The organism is Campylobacter sp. IFREMER_LSEM_CL2256, from assembly GCF_025771645.1.
Taxonomy (GTDB): domain Bacteria; phylum Campylobacterota; class Campylobacteria; order Campylobacterales; family Campylobacteraceae; genus Campylobacter_D.
Genome location: NZ_JAKMQQ010000009.1, coordinates 25,254 through 46,990, shown reverse-complemented (window position 1 = coordinate 46,990; position 21,737 = coordinate 25,254). Strand labels below are relative to the sequence as shown.

16 protein-coding genes and 2 pseudogenes are annotated in these 21,737 nt (G+C 29.6%); 6 read left to right on the top strand and 12 right to left on the bottom strand.

Features of this window, described 5'->3' with window-relative positions:
- Positions 1-10 precede the first annotated feature (10 nt).
- The 8 genes from L8U00_RS05790 to L8U00_RS05755 form a co-directional block, all read right to left on the bottom strand.
- On the bottom strand, positions 11-1,528 hold the full coding sequence (locus L8U00_RS05790; protein WP_263683129.1) for a disulfide bond formation protein B: 1,518 nt from the start codon (positions 1,526-1,528) through the stop codon (positions 11-13).
- Positions 1,529-1,538: 10 nt separating this feature from the next.
- Positions 1,539-1,709 (bottom strand): dihydroneopterin aldolase, encoded by a 171-nt coding sequence (locus L8U00_RS05785; RefSeq protein ID WP_306810257.1) that lies wholly within the window; start codon positions 1,707-1,709, stop codon positions 1,539-1,541.
- Positions 1,710-1,830: 121 nt separating this feature from the next.
- Positions 1,831-2,853 (bottom strand): ribonucleotide-diphosphate reductase subunit beta, encoded by a 1,023-nt coding sequence (locus L8U00_RS05780; protein WP_263664043.1) that lies wholly within the window; start codon positions 2,851-2,853, stop codon positions 1,831-1,833.
- Complete coding sequence (locus L8U00_RS05775; RefSeq protein ID WP_263708843.1) at positions 2,850-3,266, bottom strand: RDD family protein; 417 nt, start codon at positions 3,264-3,266, stop codon at positions 2,850-2,852. The genes L8U00_RS05780 and L8U00_RS05775 overlap by 4 nt, the downstream gene beginning before the upstream one ends.
- Complete coding sequence (pyrE, locus tag L8U00_RS05770) at positions 3,266-3,874, bottom strand: orotate phosphoribosyltransferase (RefSeq protein ID WP_263708842.1); 609 nt, start codon at positions 3,872-3,874, stop codon at positions 3,266-3,268. Before pyrE ends, L8U00_RS05775 begins: the two co-directional genes overlap by 1 nt.
- Before the next feature lie 2 nt (positions 3,875-3,876).
- A complete protein-coding gene (gene frr, locus L8U00_RS05765) occupies positions 3,877-4,434 on the bottom strand; it encodes a ribosome recycling factor (protein WP_263708841.1) in 558 nt (185 codons plus the stop codon).
- Positions 4,435-4,446: 12 nt separating this feature from the next.
- Entirely contained in the window at positions 4,447-4,791 is a 345-nt protein-coding gene (secG, locus tag L8U00_RS05760; RefSeq protein ID WP_012662194.1) for a preprotein translocase subunit SecG, read from the bottom strand.
- A gap of 102 nt (positions 4,792-4,893) precedes the next feature.
- Complete coding sequence (locus L8U00_RS05755; RefSeq protein ID WP_263708839.1) at positions 4,894-5,595, bottom strand: Bax inhibitor-1/YccA family protein; 702 nt, start codon at positions 5,593-5,595, stop codon at positions 4,894-4,896.
- Positions 5,596-5,756: 161 nt separating this feature from the next.
- On the opposite strand from L8U00_RS05755, the gene L8U00_RS05750 reads away from it, so the two are divergent.
- Together L8U00_RS05750 and L8U00_RS05745 are read left to right on the top strand one after the other, a co-directional pair.
- A complete protein-coding gene (locus L8U00_RS05750; RefSeq protein WP_263664047.1) occupies positions 5,757-6,395 on the top strand; it encodes a carbonic anhydrase in 639 nt (212 codons plus the stop codon).
- Positions 6,392-8,263 (top strand): mechanosensitive ion channel family protein, encoded by a 1,872-nt coding sequence (locus L8U00_RS05745; RefSeq protein WP_263708837.1) that lies wholly within the window; start codon positions 6,392-6,394, stop codon positions 8,261-8,263. Before L8U00_RS05750 ends, L8U00_RS05745 begins: the two co-directional genes overlap by 4 nt.
- On the opposite strand, the gene L8U00_RS05740 is transcribed toward L8U00_RS05745, so the two are convergent.
- Both L8U00_RS05740 and L8U00_RS05735 read right to left on the bottom strand, forming a co-directional pair.
- Entirely contained in the window at positions 8,260-8,574 is a 315-nt protein-coding gene (locus tag L8U00_RS05740; protein ID WP_263708835.1) for a hypothetical protein, read from the bottom strand. The two genes, L8U00_RS05745 and L8U00_RS05740, sit on opposite strands and share 4 nt — an antisense overlap.
- A 31-nt stretch (positions 8,575-8,605) precedes the next feature.
- Positions 8,606-8,968 (bottom strand): hypothetical protein, encoded by a 363-nt coding sequence (locus tag L8U00_RS05735; protein ID WP_263664050.1) that lies wholly within the window; start codon positions 8,966-8,968, stop codon positions 8,606-8,608.
- Between the two features lie 100 nt (positions 8,969-9,068).
- Between L8U00_RS05735 and L8U00_RS05730 the strand changes: the two genes are divergently transcribed.
- The 4 genes and pseudogenes from L8U00_RS05730 to L8U00_RS07830 all read left to right on the top strand — a co-directional run.
- Complete coding sequence (locus tag L8U00_RS05730) at positions 9,069-14,354, top strand: alpha-2-macroglobulin family protein (RefSeq protein ID WP_263708834.1); 5,286 nt, start codon at positions 9,069-9,071, stop codon at positions 14,352-14,354.
- Positions 14,351-16,555, top strand: coding sequence for a penicillin-binding protein 1C (gene pbpC, locus L8U00_RS05725; protein WP_263708833.1), 2,205 nt, complete (start codon positions 14,351-14,353; stop codon positions 16,553-16,555). The genes L8U00_RS05730 and pbpC overlap by 4 nt, the downstream gene beginning before the upstream one ends.
- 194 nt (positions 16,556-16,749) lie before the next feature.
- A pseudogene (locus L8U00_RS07835) lies at positions 16,750-17,382 on the top strand (PDC sensor domain-containing protein); the annotation flags it as partial.
- Between the two features lie 1,068 nt (positions 17,383-18,450).
- Positions 18,451-18,831 (top strand): annotated as a pseudogene (locus L8U00_RS07830) (methyl-accepting chemotaxis protein); the annotation flags it as partial.
- A 23-nt stretch (positions 18,832-18,854) separates the two neighbouring features.
- Here L8U00_RS07830 and L8U00_RS05715 read toward each other — a convergent pair.
- Both L8U00_RS05715 and dnaG read right to left on the bottom strand, forming a co-directional pair.
- Positions 18,855-19,838 (bottom strand): MnmA/TRMU family protein, encoded by a 984-nt coding sequence (locus L8U00_RS05715; RefSeq protein WP_263708832.1) that lies wholly within the window; start codon positions 19,836-19,838, stop codon positions 18,855-18,857.
- A gap of 65 nt (positions 19,839-19,903) precedes the next feature.
- On the bottom strand, positions 19,904-21,688 hold the full coding sequence (gene dnaG / locus L8U00_RS05710) for a DNA primase (protein WP_263708831.1): 1,785 nt from the start codon (positions 21,686-21,688) through the stop codon (positions 19,904-19,906).
- Positions 21,689-21,737: the final 49 nt, after the last annotated feature.

Sequence of the window (21,737 nt, the reverse complement as noted above, 5' to 3'; positions counted from 1 at the left end):
CGCCTTAAGATTAATCAAGTGTATAAAGGATATTTGATCCATCTTGATAAGATAAGATATGCATTTTGCCATCTTTAAAGAATAAACTTCTTGCATTAGTTATATTTTCTGGATAAGAAATGGTTTTTACAACTTCTTCTTTGTCTAGATCAATTACAGCAATAACATTATGCTTTTTGCTTAATGCATAAATTTTACCGTCTTTAAATGCCATTGAAGTTACATAAAGATCACCTAATGTTTTCCCTTCCTTTAGATCAGCTTTAGGAGTAAATTCAGCTGAAAGAACTCTATCTGCTAAAGAAATTTTAGAAATTACAAAAGTTTTAGCGTCTTTATTGTTTGGAACAGTTGCTGTATACATATATTTTCCATCGGTAGTTGTGCTTAAGATGTGATGGAATTTAGCTCTAACTGTATCAATTCTACCACGACCAAGATCTTTGCCTTGACCTTCGAAATTATTTGCCCCTTTCATAAAATCAGCATATTGTAAAGCCTCATTTGCATTAGGATTTTGAGCAAATCTTAAGAAAGTTTTATTAGAACCCATTAAGATGTATTTATTGTCTAGATAAGGGATAATTCCTATGATAGGGTTGATTGTAGCTGAAAAATATGGATCTAAAACAAAATCAACTTTAGTGCTAAAATTATTATCTAGGAAAAATACTTCCCATTTTGAACTTGCAACATATTCTCCATTGATATAATCAAGTGTATTGATAGCTTTAGGAAAATCAATTTTTGTTTCATTTGTTATTTTTAGATTTTCATCAATACTTGCAAATGGAGCATTGCTAATATTATTATCAAATTGAATACCTAGTTTTTCACTAGCAGGCGCAAAAGCAAAGTCAGGTTCTTTAACGTCGCGTTTTCCTAAGAAAGAAATGCTTTTCCAGCTTTTGCTCCAACCTGAATCATCCCAAATGATATATTTTGGATTTAAACTAAAACGAACCGGATCGCCTTGTCCGCTATATGGAACAGGACCAGTGCTTACAAAAGCTTGGAATACATTTGAAGCTACAATAAAAGCAACAATAACCATAGCAGCTAGATTAAATTTAGTTAATTTTCTAAAGCTAGATCCTTCCATTTCTTTTTCAAAAGAACCAAATTTTGGAGCAAAGGCAAAAATAACACCAAGTAGTAAAACTACAGCCCAAAATACCACTTCAGCCCAAAAATAAGTATGTAAACCAAAAATAGGTAAACCAAAACCTTGATCAAGATCACGGTGTGCATGGCCGCTTATATGATTAAATGATTGCCATAAACCAAAAGCTGTTGCGATTAAAAGGAAAGCTAAAAATTTACCTTTCATACCATAACGTACAACAAATAAAGCCGCTACGCCGATGAAAATCATTGATTCTCTTTGACCCCAGCAAGAAGTACAAGGGCTATCACCTAGCATATAGCCAAAGATTAAATTTGCAATTCCAACAGGCAATAAAATAACCAAAAAGCCTGCTAAGCACATTAAAAAATAAAAGAATTTAGTTTTGTTAATATCACACATATTTGCCACCTTATAGATTCATTAGGCCTAAGATTGCGCCTGATTTACGACCTAAATAGTCAAATACCATAATAGCCCATGAAATTACAAGTATAGAAAAAGCTAATTTTTCTTTTTCTGGTTTAACTATCATGAGGACTATGGCGATAAAGATTAACAAAAGTTCTAAAAACTCCATCATTTCCCCTTTGAAATAAAATAAAAACCGCCGATTTTACTATATTAGAATAAATAAAAATAAAATATTAAACTGAAAAAGAGATTTGATTTAAAAAGTATAAAAAAATGAGTAGTTTTGAGACTTAGAAGTCATCAAAACTTAAGCTTCCTTTGGAGTAATTTGTAACCTTGCTTTCAAAGAAATTACTCTTTTGATCATTAAATTTAGAAAAATCATCTACCCATTTAATAGGATGTTTTGCATTATAGATTTTATCAAGATTAATTGCAATTAGTCTTTGATCAACAAGATAATGAATATATTCTTCTATAATATCATCTGTAAAACCCATGATTTGATTTTGAGTGATGTATTTACCCCATTTAATTTCAAGTTCACCTGCTTTTTTAAACATATCATAGATTTTATTTACATTGGTATCATTAAACAAATCAGGTCTTTCTTTGCGCACAGAATTAATCATATTTTGAAATAATAGCAAATGTGTAATCTCATCTCTTTGTATAAAGCGTATCATTTGTGCTGATCCTAGCATTTTCCCTGCGCGCGCTAAAGCATAAATAGCAGTAAAACCACTATAAAAATATACTCCTTCTAAGATTTGATTTGCTACCATTGCAAGTAATAGTTTGTTATCATCTACTTCACCGGCTAATTCTTCATAAATGCTTGAAATGAAATCATTTTTTTCTCTTAAAGTTTCATCATGTTTTTCCATTTCATAAATTAAGTCTGTATTTTCACAGATTGCTTCAACCATTACTGCATAAGATTTTGAGTGATTTGCTTCTTCATAAGCTTGTCTTGCTAAAACTGCATTGATTTCAGGTGCTGTGATGTAAGGATTGATATTATCAGCAAGGTTGTTTGTTTGAAAACTATCCATTGAGATAAGTTGAGACCAAACTAAATCATACATTCTTTTTTCTGCTACGGTTAGATTACAGCGATAATCAAGTGCATCTTTGGTTGTATCTACTTCTTTTGGAAACCAAGTATTTGCCTCCATTAAATCCCAAAGCTTTAAAGCCCAAGTGTATTTTGCTTTAGTAAAATTTAAAATCCCATGAGGATTACCATTAAATACTTTTCTATCATTTAAAGTTTCATTTGATTTTGGATTATAAATTCTTTTTCTATTCATTTTTCTACCTTTGTGACAATAACACTTTGGCTTAAAATATCATGCAAAGCCAAAGTATCTTTTCTTAAAAAACTTACCAAAAACCCAATCAATAAACCAAAACTTACGATAAAAATTATATAGCGTAAGAGTATTCTAAAAAAATTAAGTTTTTGGCCATTTTTAAGATCAATTAAATATAAATCATAAGCTTTAAGTCCAGGACTTTGAGCTTTTTTTGCTAAAAATAAGGCCTGTATAAGCCCAAAAATTAAAGAACATAAAAAAATTATAAGTTGATTGTTTAAAAAGGCTTCTTTAGAGCCAAGTGTAAAATAAAATAAATATAAAATAGGCACATAAAGCAAAAATAGATCAATCAAAAAAGCTTTAAATCTTAAAAAGCGAGTAGCTATTTTTGCTTTAGTTTTCATTAGTTTCCACGACTACCAGGTTTGATAGCTTTGGTGCCTTTTTCACAAAGTGGACAAGCATTTGCTTCATAAATATCAAATTCAAAATTTCCTAGTGCAAAAAGTGGTAAATTTTCAGGCAATTTCGCGTTTTCTTTTCTTGGATTGTTTAAATTTTTTACCGCGCAAAAACCACGATTTGCTAAAGCTGCAAAGCCTACTACTTCCCCACCTAAGCTTTCGATGATTTTTGCACTCTCAAGTGCAGAACCACCTGTTGTAATAATATCTTCACAAACGATAAATTTTTCGCCTTTTTTTACTTCAAAACCACGTCTAAGACTCATCACTCCTTCTACGCGCTCAGTGAAAATAAAGCGTTTATTGCAAGCTCTAGCAAGCTCATAACCTGCTAAAATTCCACCCAAGGCAGGAGAACAAATGCTATCAAATTCAATATCAAAACTAGCAATAACTTTTGCAAGCTCCTCACAAAGTTCACCTGCTAGTTTTGGATTTTCTAAAACTTTAGCACTTTGAAGGTAAAACTCAGAGTGTTTCCCTGAGCTAAGCAAGAAATGCCCTTGTAGGTATGCCCCACAATCTTTATAAATTTGTTCTAAGTTCATTATCAAACCTTTAAAAGTTCTGCTTCTTTGTTTTTAACTAATTCATCTACTTTTGCTGTGTAATTATCAGTTTGTTTTTGAACCTCATCATAAGCTTTTTTGGCTTCATCTTCTGAAATTGCTTTATCTTTTTCTAATTTTTTAACCGCATCATTTGCGTCTTTTCTAATGTTTCTAATAGCCACTTTAGCCTTTTCTCCCATAGCTTTGGCATTTTTAGCATTTTCTTCTCTTTGTTCTCTTGTCATAGGTGGAAAGAATAATTTCACACTTTCACCATCATTGTTTGGATTTACTCCTATATTTGCTGCAGCTATAGCACTTTCTATAGCTTTTAGCATTGATTTTTCCCAAGGAGTAATGCTAATAGTTGAAGCATCGGTTGCTAAAACTGTTGCTACCTGATTAAGCGGGGTTACACTACCATAATAATCAACATGAATATGATCAAGTATGTTGATATTTACTTTACCAGTTCTTATAGTGGTAAAATCTTTTTTTAAGGCCTCTAAGCTTTTATCTGATTGTTGTTTTTGTTTGGTATAAATTTCATTTAGCATGGTTTATCCTTTTTATTTGCTAGTGTTGCTTTCGCTAATTGGGGCACTTGGTGCAACTGGAATGTTAGTTGTGTTTGTCTCAGGTGCTTTTGGTAAAATTTGTTCTGCTTTTTCAGCAAGTGAGTTAGAATTAGCATTATTATACATATAGCTAAGAGCAATTGTATTAGCAATAAGTAAAACACCCATTACAAAAGTAAATTTAGCCAAAAATCCCGCAGGACCTTTTGCTCCAAATAAACTTTCATTACTTCCACTATAAGCTCCAAGTCCTATGCTTGAACTTTTTTGTAATAAAACCGCAATACAAATAATCACAACAATTGCAAATTGCAAAATAATTAAAAGAGTAGTCATGAATTTTCCTTATTGAAAATAAAATGAGTATTTTAACTTAAAAAGTTTGATAAAAACTTGAAAGAGGTAAAAAAAATTTGCGAGAAAAAATCTCGCAAATTTTTATCTGCTATTAAAGCTTCTTAAAATATTAAGAAGAGAGATGAAAAGGTTGATAAAATCAAGATAAAGAGCAACTGCGCCTTCGATTGGTGTTTCATAGTTTCCTCTAATGATGTTTTGAGTATCATAAAGGATGTAAAAAGAAAATAAAATTGCACCAATACCAGAAATAGCTAAACTCACAAGTGAGCTTTGGAAAAATAGATTAATTAAAGAAGCCACTACGATAACGATTAAAGCTATAAAAAGCATTTTTCCCATCATAGTAAAATCTCTTTTTGTATTTATAGCAAATACACTTAAAGCACCAAAAGCTACTGTTGTTAAAGCAAAAGCTTGAGCGATGATGCTAGCCCCTGCAGGAAGTGCTAAAACTGAATATAAAAGTGGTGTTAAAGTAAGCCCTGAAACAAAAGTAAAGGCAAAAAGTAAAATTAAATTAAGCGGAGCTTCTCTTTTTTTCCATTGTAATGCAAACAATAAACCAATTTCAACAATAAATAAAATCCAAAAAGTTGCTTGAGATTGTGCAAATAAATGCGCTAGGGCAAAAATTCCTATGTAAGCGCCCGCTGTTGCAGCTAATAATGAAGCAGCAAAAAGCTGATAAGTTTGTTTTATAAAAATGCTTAAATCACTTCTAGCATAACCTTCAAATTCTTGAGTTTTAGAGTTAGAATAATCTCTATCATAAAGACTCATTAAAATCCTCCAATAATTTTTAAAACCAAAATTTACAAAAAAAAGATAAATGAAAGATTAAAACTACATAAAAATATAACAAAAAAATAAATTTATTGATTTGGTTTAAGTAAAAATAATTTTAGTATAATGTCTTGTTAAAATACAAAAAAGGACTATTCTTGAAAGACTTGATCGATGGTGCTTTAAAATTTATGCAAGAAGATTTTAAAGAGCATGCAGAGCTTTTTGAAAGTTTAAAAAACAAACAAAATCCTCATACGCTTTTTATAGGTTGTGCTGATTCAAGAGTGATACCAAACTTAATCACTAATACAGGTCCAGGCGAGCTTTTTGTTGTAAGAAATATAGGCAATATCGTTCCACCTTATAGAGTCGGGGATGATTTTTTAGCAACTACTTCAGCTATTGAATATGCTTTTAATTCTTTACATATAAAAAATATTATAGTTTGCGGTCATAGTAATTGCGGAGGCTGCGCGGCTTTATATGCAAACGAAAATGATTTAAAAAATATGCCTAATGTCAAAAAATGGCTTACTTTGCTTGAGCCTATAAAAAATAAGGTTTTAAAGATTGCAGGTAGTGATTTAGCTATGCGTTCTTGGATGACTGAAAAAATGAATTTGGTAAATTCTTTGCAAAATTTATTAACTTATCCAGGCGTTGAAGAAGCTTTAAATAAAAAAGAAATTGAACTCCATGCTTGGTATTACATCATAGAAACGGGTGAAATTTATGAGTATGATTTTAATTTTGAAAATTTTGTTTTAATTCAAGAGAGAGCGAGAAAACCATGAAAAAGATTTTTAGCATTATTTTGCTTTTTTTATTTGTTAATGCTTTATATGCACAAGAAAAAAACGCTTTAGAGGATAAAAATAGTATTTTTGCCCTAGTGCAAAATTACATAGAGCTAAATTTACTTTTAGAAAGTTTTAAAAATAGCGATACAAATAGCAGTGAATTTCAAGATAATATTAAAGAAATAGAAAAACAAAAAGCTGCAATTTTAACTACTTTACCTTTAAAAATGGTATCTCAAAAAATTGATGATAAAGAGGCGAAAGACTTTTTACAAACCAAAAATGCTTTGCAAAAAAGTGTTGAAAATACTCAAGCTAAGAAAAGATATTATGATTATGTAGATAATAAAATTAAACTTTTAAATTTAACCTCTGCAGAACATTTTTACCTATGCATCTTTGAATTAGAAAAAGTTTTTATCGAAGGAGCGCAAAGTCAGACTATAAGAAGCATTATTGATAAAAGTATTGATGTGCTCAAAGAAGATATGGTTTTTAATTTTACCTTAGATAAAGAAAAAATTAATGATATTACTCAGCTTAGAACCTTAGAAATCAATGAAAATAATTTAAGAAATGCTATAAAATCTTATAATGAAATTTTAGTTTATTTAAGAAACAATGCTAGTTTGCTTGAAACTAATTTTTTATTTACAGGTTTGGGTTTGCAAAATGCGATTAATTATATCAATGAACAAACTTCTATTAGTAGCGTAAATCTTGGAAAAATAGTCATTTCTATCGCTGTAATTGTCTTTTTTTATTCTTTGAAATTTTATCTAGCAAAGATTTTATATTTTATACTTATACGCTTATTTGGAAAAAATTCAGCTAATATGGAGATAAAAACTCATTTTCTAGAAAAACTTCAAGGGCCGGTAGGTTGGTTTTTATTTGCTTATGCTATAGGAATTTGTTTTACTATTTTTTACTATCCTGCGCCTGTAGATATAAGAATTAGCAATATTTTATCTATTGCTTATGTTATTTTAACTGCTTGGCTTGTGATAAATATCTTTGATAGTTATGGCATGGTGATTGTTGCAAAGCTTGCTGAAAAAAGTGGTAAGCGTGAAGTGGTTAATTTAATCATTAAAATTTTATATTTTATCATTATAGTGATAGCTGTTTTATTTGTTTTAGCGCATTTAGGGTTTAATATTTCAGCATTAATTGCATCTTTAGGTATTGGTGGTTTAGCTGTGGCATTAGCAGCTAAGGATATTATCGCAAATTTCTTTGCTTCCGTGCTTTTGCTTTTTGATAATAGTTTTAATCAAGGCGATTGGGTGGAAATTTCAGGTATAGAAGGAACCATAGTAGAAATTGGACTTAGAAAAACCACTATTAGAACTTTTGATAATTCTTTAGTATTTTTACCAAACTCAACTATCATGGGAACAAATATAAAAAATTGGAGCAAAAGAAAAATAGGACGCCATGTAAAATTATTTATCGGTGTCACTTATGATGCAAGACCTGAGCAACTTGAACAATGTGTAGAAGATATAAGATATTTATTAGCTACTAGTCCTTTGATAGCCCAAGTTGATGATAGTGCGTTAAATCATGGTGGAACACGCGCTAGATACAGACAAAATTTAGTTTCAGTAAATGACTTAGAAGGGTATAAAAATAACACTTATGTGGCTGTGAGTGGTTTTGGTGCAAGTTCTATTGATATAGAAGTATATTTTTATACCAAAGCAGTAGATGCAGGTGGTTTTAGAGAGGCAAGACAAAGTATTCTGCTTGAGTTAATGAAAATTGTTGAAAGAAATAAACTCAGCTTTGCTTTTCCTTCGCAAAGTCTTTATATAGAAAAAATCAATAAAGAAGACAAAGAAGAGCTATTATCTTAATAAGCTCTTCTTTGATTATCGCATTCAACTATAATTTTTTCAGCGATGATAATACTTCCATTTTTACTGCCTTTAATTTTAACAAGGCTTCCTTTTTTTAAATCTTGTACATTAGCTTGTTTTTTATTGCTTCCAAAAATTCCACAACCATAAACATCAATACGTGTTTGGGGTAAAATTGTGATGATTAAATTATTATCAAAACTTGTTTGAATGCTTATTGTGTGAGCTGTGGTATTTTTTAAGATGCCTTGAATTTTATAAGCAAATGCAAAAGTGCTAATGCAAACTAGTATAAGAAAAAAACGCATTAAAATAACTCCTTTTTAGGAGTTATTTTGCTTAATAAGCTCTTTTTTTGCATTCGATTTTGATTTCTTTAGCAGTTATATTTTGAACTTGATTTGGTGTTTGTGGATTTGGTGTTGTTTGAGCATAGCCATGGAAAACTTCAGCTTCTATAAAAGTTCCTACTTTTAAATCTCTAAAAGTGCCGTATTTATCCATACCAAAAATACCACAATCATCCATATCAATTTCAGTATTTGGCAGAATTTTTACATTCATTTTTTGACCGTAAGTGGTGTCAATTAAAATGGTTTTTGCACCATCATTTACATCTACTATCACTCCATAAATTCCATCTGCATAAGCAAGACTTGAAAGACCTAAAACTGTTAATAATGTAGCGATTTTCTTTTTCATTTTTTCTCCTTTATTTTTTATGCAAGAATTATATAATTTTTTGAGTGAAGCAAGAGTGAATTTAGATATAATTTAAAAAATTTACTAAAATGAGGTATTTATGAGAGGGTTTTTACATTGTTTTTTTGCATTTTTGCTTGCAAGTTTATTGTTTGCTTGTTCTAAAAATGAAGATAAAAGCTCTGCTATAAGAGCTTATGGTTTTAATGAAAACACGCAAAGTATTTTTATAGAGTTTAATACTAATATTATTAATCAAGAAATAGGCATTATAAAAGAAAGAGAAATTATTGTTAATAATCAAAAGACAAAAGTAAAATATGAGCTTGAAACACCCACAAGATTAAATATTTTTACAGCTTTAAAAGCAAATCGAGCATATGATATTTTTATAGATTTAAATGATATTTTAGCAAATGAAAAAGTGCAATTAAAAGTCCAAACTCCTTTTGAAAAACTAGATATTAAAGGATATTTTCAAAATATTTCAAATGATGCAAGTGTATTGCTTTTAAATATTCAAAGTTTTTATACTCTTAATAAAGATGAATTGTTAAAAGCTATTAAAATTACTGCACAAGAAAAAGAAATTCAAATAGATAAAATCATTATCCAAGGTGATATAGCAAGTATATATTCTAAAGCACTAAGTATCAAAAATACTAATACCAATGTAAAAGTAGTTTTTGATAAAGAAATTTTAGGTTTAGAGAAAAATATAGATTTAGAGTATATTTTGCTTGCAAAGAGCGAATTTGTTTTTCAAAATGCAAATATAGTTAATAAAAACATAGAATTGCTTTTTTCTCAAAATATTTCACAAGATCAGAATTTAAAAGAATTGATTTTTATTACCCCAGAAGTAGATTTTAAGGCATTAGCTTTTGGAAATAAAATCAAGCTTACAGGTAATTTTTCTCCAAATAAAACTTATGAAATTCAACTTGCTCAAGGGATTAAAAGCGCTGATGAAATTAGTACAAAAGAAAATTATAAAACTCAAGTAAGTTTAAAAGACTATGAGCCTGCTATAAGTTTTACAAATCAAGGGGTATTTTTATCTAGCAAAGCGAGTAAAAAAATAGCTTTTAAGAGTATGAATATTAAAAAAGTTCGTTTGGAAGTTCATCAAGTATTTTCAAATAACTTAAGCGAATATTTAAGATATAAAAATCTTCAAGGTGCTAAAAATTTAAGCGATTATGATAGTGATATTTTTTCAGAGAGTGATTATACTAGTGAAATAGTGTTAAAAAAAGACTTTGATATAAAAAATACCAAAAATCAATGGCAAGAAAATGAGATCGTATTAGATGGTTTAAAAGATTTAAGCGGTGTGTTTATAGTCAAGCTTTATTTTAAAGAAGAAGATGTTGATTATGTTTTTGATGAGGGAATGGAGAGTTGGAAAAAATATAGATTTTTTAACCAAAAAGCAAAAGTAAGCAAGAACTTAATTTTTTCAGATATAGCTTTGATTGCTCAAAATTTAAATAAAAAGCTTTTTGTAGATGTGAGAGATTTTACCACGCAAAAGGCTTTAGGTGAGGTTAAGGTTGATGTTATTAGCAAAAGTAATCAAGTTTTAGCTTCTAAAATGAGTGATGATAATGGTTTGGCTGTTTTTGATGATATTGATGAATCAAAAGCTTTATTTATCATTGCTTCAAAAGATAAACAAGCTTCTATCTTGCGCTTAAGTTCACCTTTATTATATGATGGTTTTGATGTTGATGGTTTTGATTTAACTTCTCAAAATAAAGTATTTATTTACACAGAAAGAGGGGTTTATAGACCAGGTGATGATATCCATTTAACTATGGTTGCAAGAAATGATAAAGGAGTTGTTAATCATCCAATATTTTTAAGTTTTTTTGACCCACGCAATAAAAAGCTTTTGGATAAAATCAAGCTTGAACCTTTAAGTAATGGAACTTTTTATAAAAAGATTTCACTTGATCAACAAGCTTTAAGTGGAGTGTATTTAGCTAGAGTAGAATTTGCAAATATGGTTTTTGATAAAGAAATTTTAGTACAAAATATAGTGTCAAATCGTATAAAAGTATCCATGCAAGCTCCAAAAAGTATAAAAGAAAATGAAAAATTAGATTTTAATATTAGCTCAAAATATCTTTTTGGAACACCAGCAAGTAATTTACAATATCAAGCTGATTTATTTGTAAGTAAAAAAGAATATAAAAATTTAAAATACCCAGAATATATTTTTTCAAATCCTAGTGTTTTAGTACAAAAATATCAAGATAATTTAAAAGGTATGTTAGATGAAAATGGCTTTACAAAGCAAGAATTTACTTTAAATGACTTTTTAAAAAATACCCCATATAATTTAGAAGCTAGCATAAGGGCTAGGGTTTTTGAAAAAGGTTCAAGATCGGTTGAAGCGCTTGTGAATTCACAAGTGATATTGCATGAGTATTTTGTAGGTATTAAGCGTTTAAAAAATCACTATTTAAGCTCGGGTTCTATTATCAATTTTGAAGCCATTGTGAGTGATTTAGATGAGAATTTGATAGCAAATAGGGAAATTAAATATACTATTTATGCAAATGATTATTCTTGGTGGTGGGATTATGATAATTATGATGATTTTTTAAAATCACTCAAAAAAGATAAAAACACACAAATCATTACTCAAGGAAGTATTTTAAGTAAGGATAAACCGGTTAAAATAGAATTTGATCCAAAAGAATATAATGGTGAAATGTTCATAGAACTTGAAGATGTACAAAGTAAAACAAGCACAGGAGAGTTTTTTTATATTAGTAGTTTTGGTGCGCCAAGTAATGCTGATATAGTGAGTTCTTTAAAAATAAAAAGCGATAAAAAAGAATACAAGCCAAATGAAACAGCTTTTATAGAATTTGAAAGTGTTAAGGGTGCAAAAGCTATTGTTACTTTAAATGATAATGCAAAGGTTTTAAAACGCTTTGTGATAGATACGCATGAAGATATTACAAAGGTTGAAATTCCTATTCTTAAAGAATATATGCCAAATGTTTATGTGAGCGTGATTTTACTTCAAGATTATGATCAATACACTAATGATAGAGCCTTAAGACTTTTTGGTGTGGTGCCTTTAAATGTAGTAGATGAGCAAAGTAAAATTGAACTTGATTTAAAAGTACCGGATAAAATCATGCCAAAACAAGATTTTGAAGTAGAAATTCAAAGTAAAAACAAGCAAAGTTATACTTATACTGTAGCTATTGTAGATGAGGGCTTGCTTGATGTGAATGCTTTTAAAACCCCAGATATTTGGGGGTATTTTTACCAAAAAACACGCTTTAACATGAGTATATATGATACCTATGATAAAATCATTGCTAAAAATATTTCTAATGCTTCCAAGGTATTAACTACGGGCGGTGATGTTTTCTTAGAAAGTAGAGCAAATAAAAGCAAAAATGATGAAAAAGCAAGACGCTTTAAACCTGTTGTATTGTTTCAAGAGCCAGTACAAAGTGATGAAAATGGTTATGCAAAATTAAAATTTAATATGCCATCATACTTAGGTTCGGTTAGAGTTATGGCAGTGGCAAACAACTTAGCAGGTTTTGGTAGTGCTTCTAAAGATATCCAAGTTAGCGCACCTGCTGTAATGCTTGAAACTTTGCCAAGGGCTTTAAGGCTTGATGATGAGTTTAAGTTTTTGGTGCAAGTATTTAAAGTAGATGATGATGTAAAAAATGCAAAACTTAAATTAAAAACAAAAAATTCACTCATAAATTTTGAAAAAGATGAAATTTTAATTGACTTTGGTAATGAAAAAAGCAAAGATATTTATGTTAATGCAAAAGCAAATTCAAACAAGCTTGGAGTAGAAGAAATAGAGTTAAGTTTAAATGCAAAAGATTACACCTATACTCAAAATACTCAAATTGACATAAAAGCGCTAAATACCATTACTTATGAGGGTAAATCTTTTAAAATTCCTGCAAATACTTCTATGGAGTTTAAAATCACACAAGATTATATTAATCCAGTGGCGTTTTTAAGTGTGAGTTCTAAGCCTATTTTAAATATAAATCATAGATTAAAATACTTGCAAAATTATCCTTATGGATGTATAGAACAAAGCACTTCAGCAGTTTTACCACAACTTTTTTTACAAAAACTTGATCAAGGAGCAAATGAGCAAAAAAATATTAACAATATCAATGCATTGTTAAGTAAATACGCAAATTTCCAAACTGCTAATGGTGGCTTTGCTTATTGGCAAGGACTTAAAGATTCTGATGCTTGGGGAAGTAATTATGCGGGTATGTTTATGATTTTGGCTAAAGAAAGAGGCTATTATGTGAGTGAGGGTATGTTTAAAGCATGGCTTGATTATCAAAAACGCTATGTTTTAAAAGCTCAAACAAATAAAGAAATTAGAATAAATTCTTTATATCTTTTAGCCTTAGCTAAAGAGCCAAATTTAAGCATAATGAATGCTATTTATGAAGATAGTGCTTATTTACAAAGCTTAAACAATACAAGTCTTTGGCAACTTAGTGCAGCTTATAAATTAGCAGGTTTTGATGGGGTAGCTTTAAATATAGCTAAAAATTTAAGCACAAAGCCTGATGAAAAAGCTAATTATACTCACACCTATGGATCTTTTCTAAGAGATGAAGCTATTATTGCAAATGCGTATAAAATAATCTATGGTAAAGATAATGATGAATTATTAGATGATATTAAAAAAACTTTAGAAAGCCAAGCTTGGCTTAGTACTCAAAGCACAGGTTATGCTTTATATGCTTTGGCAAATAGTTTTAGTGATGAAAACTCTAAAACTATCAATACAAGAGTAAAAATTAATGGTGAGGATAAAAAGCTCAATACAACTTTTTCTAAATTTGAGTTTAATCAAGGCAGCGCTTTGATAGAAGCTAAAGAAGATACTTATGTACATTTTGGGGTAGAGGGTATTAAAAAAGGTATTGCCGAGCCTTTTGCGCAGCGTATGTATATAGAAAGAAGTTTTTATGATGAAAATGGAAATGAAATAGATGAAAGTGCTATAAAAAGTTCTCAAATTTTTTATATGAAATTAAAAATATCAAATAAAAATTATCCAGGCGCTTCTAATATAGCTTTAACTCAAATTTTACCAAGTGGATGGGAGATAGTGCATGATCTTTTAGATGATGAAACTCCTGATTTTGTGAAAAATTCTTATTATGATTTTGTCGATATAAGAGATGATAAAATCATGTATTTCTTTCCTTTATATTCTGATGAATCAAGAGAATTTTTTGTGAAATTAAGTGCTGTTACTCCAGGTGTTTATACTTTGAGTGGAGCTTATGCTGAGGCAATGTATGATAATGCTTATAAAGCTTTAAGTGAGAGTAAAAGAGTCAAAGTGGTGCAGTGAAAATCAAAATAAGCCTTGCAATATGCTTTTTAAGCCTATGTTTTTACATAGGCTTAGTTTATTTTAGTTTTGATAGCAAGGATTTATTTAAAGGCACTTATAGCAAGGTTTTACTTGATAAAAACAAAGAAATTCTTAGTGTATTTTTAGATGCTAATGAACAATGGCACTTAGAGAGTGATTTTATACCACAAAAATTAAAAAGTGCAGTTATTTTGTATGAAGATAAAAATTTTTATTCTCATTATGGAGTAGATTTTTTAGCACTTATAAGAGCTTTTATAAATAATCTTTTTTCAAGTAAAAGAAGTGGTGCAAGTACGATTTCTATGCAAACAATCAAACTTCTAGAGCAAAATAAACGTACATATTTTAATAAATTTAACGAAATCATCAAAGCTGTTGCTTTAGAAAGTGCTTATGAAAAAGATGAAATTCTAAAGCTTTATTTAAACAATGCCTCTTATGGAGGAAATTTAGTAGGTGTTGCAAGTGCGGGGTTGTTTTATTTTGAAAAAGATTTAAAAGATCTTACTTGGAGTGAAGCAGCCTTGCTTGCTGTGCTTCCTAATAATCCAGGTTTGATTAATCTTGAAAAAAACAAAGATAAACTTTTAAAAAAACGCAATGCTTTGCTTGATAGGCTTTTTGAAAAGGGATATTTTTCTAAAGATATTTTAACTCTTGCAAAGGCTGAAAAACTTCCTAGTTTTAAAGCAAGAAAAAACTTAGCTCCACATTTAGCGCGTAGACTTTTAACTGATAAAGAAAAAATTGTTTCTAGTATAGATAAAAAAATTCAAATCAAATTTGAAGAAAAAGCTAAAGAATATTCTTACAAATTAGAACAAAAGGGTATAAAAAATTTAGCTATATTATTAGCAGATACCAAAACAAATAAAGTTTTAGCTTATGTAGGATCTAATGATTTTTATGATTTTGCAAGTTTTGGTCAAGTTGATGGGGTGATGGCAAAGCGTAGTGTGGGTTCAACCTTAAAACCTTTGCTTTTTGCTTTTGCCATAGATAAGGGGCTTGTAGTGCCTGAGTCTTTAATGCTTGATGTGCCTACATATTTTTCTAATTTTGCCCCGCAAAATGCAAATAAAAAATATCATGGCCTTATTAGCGCAAAAGAATCTTTGCAAAAATCACTTAATATCCCTTTTGTAAGCTTACTTGCAGAATATGGGCATGAGAAGTTTTTTTATAAGCTCAAAGATATTTTAGATTTTGAAGATGAAAATTTTAAAAAATACGGACTTTCTTTGATTTTAGGTACAAAAGAATTTAGCTTAGAAGATATGGTAAAAATTTATCTAGGGCTTGGAAATTATGGAAATTTTAAAGAACTTTTATATGAAGAAAATGCATTTACTGAAGAAGATAAAAAGCTTATTAGTGATGGAGCAAGCTTTTTAACCTTACAAACCTTAAAGGATTTAGATAGAGCAGGTTTAAGACAATATGATTTTAATACCATCGTTTCTTGGAAAACAGGCACAAGTTATGGGAGAAAAGATGCCTGGGCTATAGGAACTTCTCCTAAATATACTTTAGGAGTGTGGGTTGGAAATTTTAATGGCGAAGCAAATGCAAATTTATATGGTGTAAATATAGCAGGAGAGTTGTTTTTTGAGCTTTTAGCCTTACTTGAGGGAGTTAATTTAGAATTTGAAAAACCTAGTGATTTGGTTACTATAAAGATAGATAATCAAACAGGATATAGATATGATTATAAATTTGATTTTAAAGAGGTGCTTTACCCACAAAGTGCAAATGTTTTAAGGACTTCACCATTTTTAAAAGAAGTTTTTATGTATAAAAACAAAGAAATTGATTCTTTAGATGAAAATTTCATCCATGCAAAGAAAAAGATTATATTAAATTTACCTTCTAATGCACAAGCGTTTTTTGCAAAAGAAAGGCAAAATTTGCAAAATTATAATCAAAATTTAAAAATTATTTATCCATTAGATAATCTTAATATCATTTTACCAAAAGATTTAAAAGGTTCACAAAAATTATTAATAAAGCTTACAAATCCTAGAAAAGAAAAGCTTTTTTGGTATTTAAATCAAGAGCTAATTTTCGAAGGTAAGGAAGAATCTTTGGCCTTAAATTTAAAAAAAGGTAAATATACTCTTAATATTATTAGTGAAAATGGACAAAGTGATTTTGTAACTTTTAATATATTTTAAATATAAATAGTAAAAAATACTAACTAAAAATCCATTACCCCCCCCCCTATTTTATAGTATTTTAAGCGATAAAAAATAAAAGTAATTATAATTCTTATAAAATAAATAAAAATAAAATAATTTTTTATATTTTTTTAATAAAAATTATTTATAATAACAAGAATATTTTACCACTTAATATCTAAGGAGAGAAAATGCGAAATTGGAGTCTTGGTGCAAAAATTGTCTTCGTGGCAATTATTACTGTTATTTTAATTTTGAGTGCTTTGTCTTTGCTTATTATTAACAGATCTACTGCTATTTTAAACACGCAGATAGAAAATACACTTACAGCTTCTGTACATCGCTATGGAAATCAAGCTGAAGCAAGTATCAAGTCTTTATTTGTAAGTGCTATTGGTACTCAAAGAACATTAAACAATCTTATTTCAGAAGGTGCTATAAACCCAAAAAGGATAGAAAATATTCTAGGGGAAGCTATTGATGCAAACCATGATGTATCTTATGGTTATTATTATTTGCAAGATGGTTCTGTATATAAAAATTTAGGTGTTGATACAAAATACTTTACAAATAATAATGAATTTATGGTTTTGATGAAAGATAATGACGCAAACAATGCTGGCGGTATGCAAACTATAGCAGCGAGTGAAGAAATAGCTTCAACACAAGCTATTAAAAATTTAATGGGTGGTGATAAGCTTTATTTTGGTGAACCAAGATGGTATAACATCCAAGGTAATAAATTTTTAGGACTTAATGTAGCTGCACCTATTGTAAATAAAGAAGGCAAGGCAATAGGTGTTGTTGGTATGCTTTATGATCTTAAACCTATTGCAGATTTTTTAAATGATCCATCAAGATCAATTTATCAAGGAGCAAGAAGGATTTTAATAGCAAGCAACGGTGTCATAGCTACACATCCAAATGCAGATTTTGTTACGAAGAAAATTACGGATGTTAATAAAAATGCAGCTCATGTGATAGAAGCTCAAAAAACTATCCATGCAGGAGCTATTGATTATATAGCAGATGATGGTAGTGAATATCATGGAGCTATAAGGGTGTTTGAAGTGTGGCCAAATACTGGAATTCATTGGGCTATGTTGGCTGTTGTGCCTAATGAATCTGTGTATGCACCAATCGTAGATCTTAGAAATATCATCTTGGTAAGTTCTGTTATAGCGGTTATTTTTATCGTGATTGCAATCAGTGTTTCTGTAAAAAGAATTGTTTCTGTTAGAGTACAAAGACTTCAAAGTCATTTAATGAAATTTTTTAGATACCTAAATCATGAGGTTGCAACAGTAGAAGTTTTAAAACCTAGATATAATGATGAAATAGGCAAAATGGCTGGTGTGATTAATGATAATGTCCAGTATATTCAAACTTGCTTAGAAAAAGATGACATTACTGTGCAAAATATTTTAGAAGTTTCTTGTGAAATAGAAAAAGGATATTTCACTCAAAGAATAGAGGCAAATCCTGTAAATCCAAAACTTGTAGAATTAAAAGAAGTATTAAACAAAATGCTTGAGGATATGGAATTAAAAATAGGTAGGGATTTAAATGAAATAGAAAGAGTTTTTGCAAGTTTTAAAAATCTTGATTTTTCCGATAAGCTTGAAAATGCAGAAGGTGAGATAGAAAAATCACTTAATGCAGTAGGTGCAGAGATTAGAAAAATGCTTCAAGCTTCACTAAGTCAAGGTGAAATGCTTCAAACTAAAGCTGATGCTTTAAAAGAGAGTGTTTTAAAACTTAATGATGGTGCGCAAAAACAAGCTGATTCTTTACAAGAAAGCGCAGCTGCAGTTGAAGAAATGAGTGCTTCTATGAATGCAGTAGCGGCAAGAACTGAAGAGGTTATTAAGCAAAGTAGTGATATCAAAGATGTAACCGATGTTATTAGAGATATTGCAGATCAAATTAACCTGCTTGCATTAAATGCAGCTATTGAAGCTGCACGTGCTGGTGAACATGGACGTGGCTTTGCTGTTGTTGCTGATGAAGTTAGAAATCTAGCAGAAAGAACTCAAAAGTCTTTAGGTGAGATTGAAGCTAATACTAATATCTTAGTTCAATCTATTAATGAAATGGGTGAGAGTATTAAGGAGCAAGCTTTAGGAATTTCACAAATTAATCAATCTGTTTCAGTAATTGATGGTTTAACTAAAGAAAACTCACAAATTGCTCATGCGACTAATTCTGTAGCTAATGAAGTTGATTCTATGTCAGCTGATATTGTAGCAGAGGTTAGAAGAAAGAAATTCTAAAAAACTACCCTTTAAAGGGTAGTTTAATTTATAAAATATTCTTGAATTTTATTTTTATCTTCAAAAGCCATACTTTGGAAAATTTTATCTTTAAAGCCTATTTTGTATTTTGTATTATTTTGAGTTTTAGCATAAGTTAGTGCTATGCTTAGAGCAAGTTCAAGATCTTGTGGATTGATGTTTTCATCCACCAAAGAATAAGCACCTATTAAATCAAAAAGTCTTAATTCTTCGTATTTTTGAGTTTTTAATTCTTTTAAAAATTGATTTTCTAGCTCATTTCTACCTACTATCATTTTAGAGCCATTTGGAAGTCTTAAGTGGCGTCCGTATTTTAAAAGTTGAGCGTCATTAACTTGCATATTTTTATCAAATTTAATGAAATCTTTGATTTTATTAGAAAAGCTCTCAAGTGTAAGCAAACATCCACCGCCTGGACTTTCAAAATCTTCAAAACCAAATTTGGCAGCTAGTTCAAGTTGTCTTTTTCTACTTCTTCCGTTGATGTTTTCTAACTTTTCTCTATCAACCCAACCCTCACGCTCAGGTTTAGTTAAAGGTAAATTTTTAGCGCACATTGGACGCAAGATTAAATCTTCTTCATCAAGTGCTAGTTTTTTAACCTTAGCCATAGCATCATTTCTTTGACTCATAGGGCGTTGACCAACTACTTCTCCTGTGATGATAAAACTTGCATTTTCATCTTTTAACATTGAAAGAGCAGTTTTAAACATAAAAGCATGACAATCTATACAAGGATTAAAATGCTTTCCATATCCATATTGAGGGTTAAATAAAACTTCTTGCAAATATGCATTTCTTACATCTATCATTTCAAAACTAGCCCCTGCCATAGCAGCGCGTTTTGCCATGAGTTCGCTTTTATCGCTTGTGCCACCAAAGCCTATGTTTATATTTAAAGCTTTTACTTCTATACCTTGAGAGCTTATGAGTTTTATAGCAAGCATAGAATCAAGCCCACCACTAAAAAGTGCTAATGCTTTCATTTTTTCCTTTCGAAATTTTTGGCATATTGTAATGAATATTTTTTAATTTTTGTGCAAGTTTTTATTTAAAAAACTTCTTCTTCAAAGTTATAATGAATTGCTTTTTTATCTTTGATATTTTTTTGTAGTCTATTTAAAAATAATTCCAAGCTTTCCTCATCATCTAAAAAATGCACGCTTTTTAAAACTTCTATCAAGTGATTAAAAAAAACTTCATCATTTTGATAGCTTTTTTTGATTTTTTCTAAATTTTGATTGAGTAAATTATAAATTTGTTTTTTAAAGGCTTGTTTTAAATTTAAACTTTTTAATTTATTAAAATATGCAAGGTTGATCTTGCAAATAGCATATAAAAATTCTTCTAAATTGCTTAAGTTTTTGATATTTTCAAATTCATAAAGTTCTCTTATACTAGGATCTTCAAAGTTCTTTTGCTCTAAAATAGCTTTAGTAATATCTTGGTGTAAAAAATATTCTTTTGCGCTTAAAAGCTTAAAAAGCCCTATGGTTTCATTATTTTCATATAAAAATTTCAAAAGCTCTAACTCGCTTATATTGTTGATTTTACTTTGTTTTATAGGATTAATGAAGCTTATTTTTCTTGTATTTTTAGAAAGTTTAATATCATTAATATTTACACCCAAAAGATTTGCTACCAAGGTAGTGTAGGAATTTGCTATTAAAGGTTCAAGGTTAAAAGTATATTTTTGTACCTCTTCTAAAGCCTTTTGTTTGCTAAGTGCTGAGTTTAAATCACAACTTGCAATCAAGCTTCTTATATAAAATTCTCCAAGTTCTATACCTTTTTCTAAAATATTAAAAAGTAATTTTTCTTGATGGCTTGCTACAAGTTCAGCCGGATCTTTTCCACCTTCTATTAAGACTACTTTTCCATCAATTTTTGCTAAACTTAGCAAATGTGCCGAACGCACAGCTGCATTAAGTCCTGCATTATCATTGTCAAAACACAAAATTACTCTTGCTTCAAATCGTTTGATTAAAGGTATATGATGTTCTCCTAAAGCAGTTCCCAAAACCGCCACAGCATTTTTAAATCCTGCTTTATGAAAGGCTATAGCATCCATATAGCCCTCACAAATTATCATTTCTTTTTGTTTATAAATGGCATCTTTTGCTAAATTGAGTGCATAAAAAACGCGTGATTTATCAAAAAGTTTGCTTTGGGGAGAATTAACATATTTTGCCATATTTGTTTCATCTAAAGTTCTACCACCAAAGCCTATAAGCAAATTTTTATGATCATAAATACTAAAAGTAATGCGGTTGATAAAACTTGCATAAGCGCCATTTTCATTTTGTTTTATCGCACCTACCTCTAAAGCTTCTTCTTGAGTGATTTGCTCATTTTGTAGCAGTCTTAGTGTTTCATTGGAACTTGGCGCAAAGCCTAGTTCAAAGGTTCTGATATCCTCATCATTTAAGCCTCTTTTATAAAGATAAGCTAAAGCTTCTTTGTTTTTAGCTAGGTTTTGTTTGTAAAAAGCATTAAGAGTAGGCAAGATATGAATGATGGATTTTTTATTATCTTGTTTTTGCGAGATATAAGTAAGTGAAAAATTACTCCATGAAGCAACTTTTTCCACCGCTTCAACGAAGTTTAATTTCTCATAATCCATTACAAATTTAAAAACATTACCCCCAGCCTTGCATGCAAAACAATGATAAAACCCTTTAATAGAATTAATATGCATACTAGGATTTTTATCATCATGAAAAGGACAAACGCAAACATAGCTTGAGCCTTGTTTTTTTACTTCAACATAATGAGCTATGATATCAACAATATCTGTTTTTTGTAAAAGTTGTTCTATACTTGCTTGTTCTATCATCTTTAAACCTTAAAGAAAATTATATAAGCATTTAGCTATAATTGTTATA

What these genes read in the sequence shown, in the direction of transcription:
- L8U00_RS05790 (WP_263683129.1), bottom strand. Translation starts at nt 1,528, where the DNA reads ATGTGTGATATTAACAAAACTAAATTCTTTTATTTTTTAATGTGCTTA.
- L8U00_RS05785 (WP_306810257.1), bottom strand. Translation starts at nt 1,709, where the DNA reads ATGATGGAGTTTTTAGAACTTTTGTTAATCTTTATCGCCATAGTCCTC.
- L8U00_RS05780 (WP_263664043.1), bottom strand. Translation starts at nt 2,853, where the DNA reads ATGAATAGAAAAAGAATTTATAATCCAAAATCAAATGAAACTTTAAAT.
- L8U00_RS05775 (WP_263708843.1), bottom strand. Translation starts at nt 3,266, where the DNA reads ATGAAAACTAAAGCAAAAATAGCTACTCGCTTTTTAAGATTTAAAGCT.
- pyrE (WP_263708842.1), bottom strand. Translation starts at nt 3,874, where the DNA reads ATGAACTTAGAACAAATTTATAAAGATTGTGGGGCATACCTACAAGGG.
- frr (WP_263708841.1), bottom strand. Translation starts at nt 4,434, where the DNA reads ATGCTAAATGAAATTTATACCAAACAAAAACAACAATCAGATAAAAGC.
- secG (WP_012662194.1), bottom strand. Translation starts at nt 4,791, where the DNA reads ATGACTACTCTTTTAATTATTTTGCAATTTGCAATTGTTGTGATTATT.
- L8U00_RS05755 (WP_263708839.1), bottom strand. Translation starts at nt 5,595, where the DNA reads ATGAGTCTTTATGATAGAGATTATTCTAACTCTAAAACTCAAGAATTT.
- L8U00_RS05745 (WP_263708837.1), top strand. Translation starts at nt 6,392, where the DNA reads ATGAAAAAGATTTTTAGCATTATTTTGCTTTTTTTATTTGTTAATGCT.
- L8U00_RS05740 (WP_263708835.1), bottom strand. Translation starts at nt 8,574, where the DNA reads ATGCGTTTTTTTCTTATACTAGTTTGCATTAGCACTTTTGCATTTGCT.
- L8U00_RS05735 (WP_263664050.1), bottom strand. Translation starts at nt 8,968, where the DNA reads ATGAAAAAGAAAATCGCTACATTATTAACAGTTTTAGGTCTTTCAAGT.
- L8U00_RS05730 (WP_263708834.1), top strand. Translation starts at nt 9,069, where the DNA reads ATGAGAGGGTTTTTACATTGTTTTTTTGCATTTTTGCTTGCAAGTTTA.
- L8U00_RS05715 (WP_263708832.1), bottom strand. Translation starts at nt 19,838, where the DNA reads ATGAAAGCATTAGCACTTTTTAGTGGTGGGCTTGATTCTATGCTTGCT.
- dnaG (WP_263708831.1), bottom strand. Translation starts at nt 21,688, where the DNA reads ATGATAGAACAAGCAAGTATAGAACAACTTTTACAAAAAACAGATATT.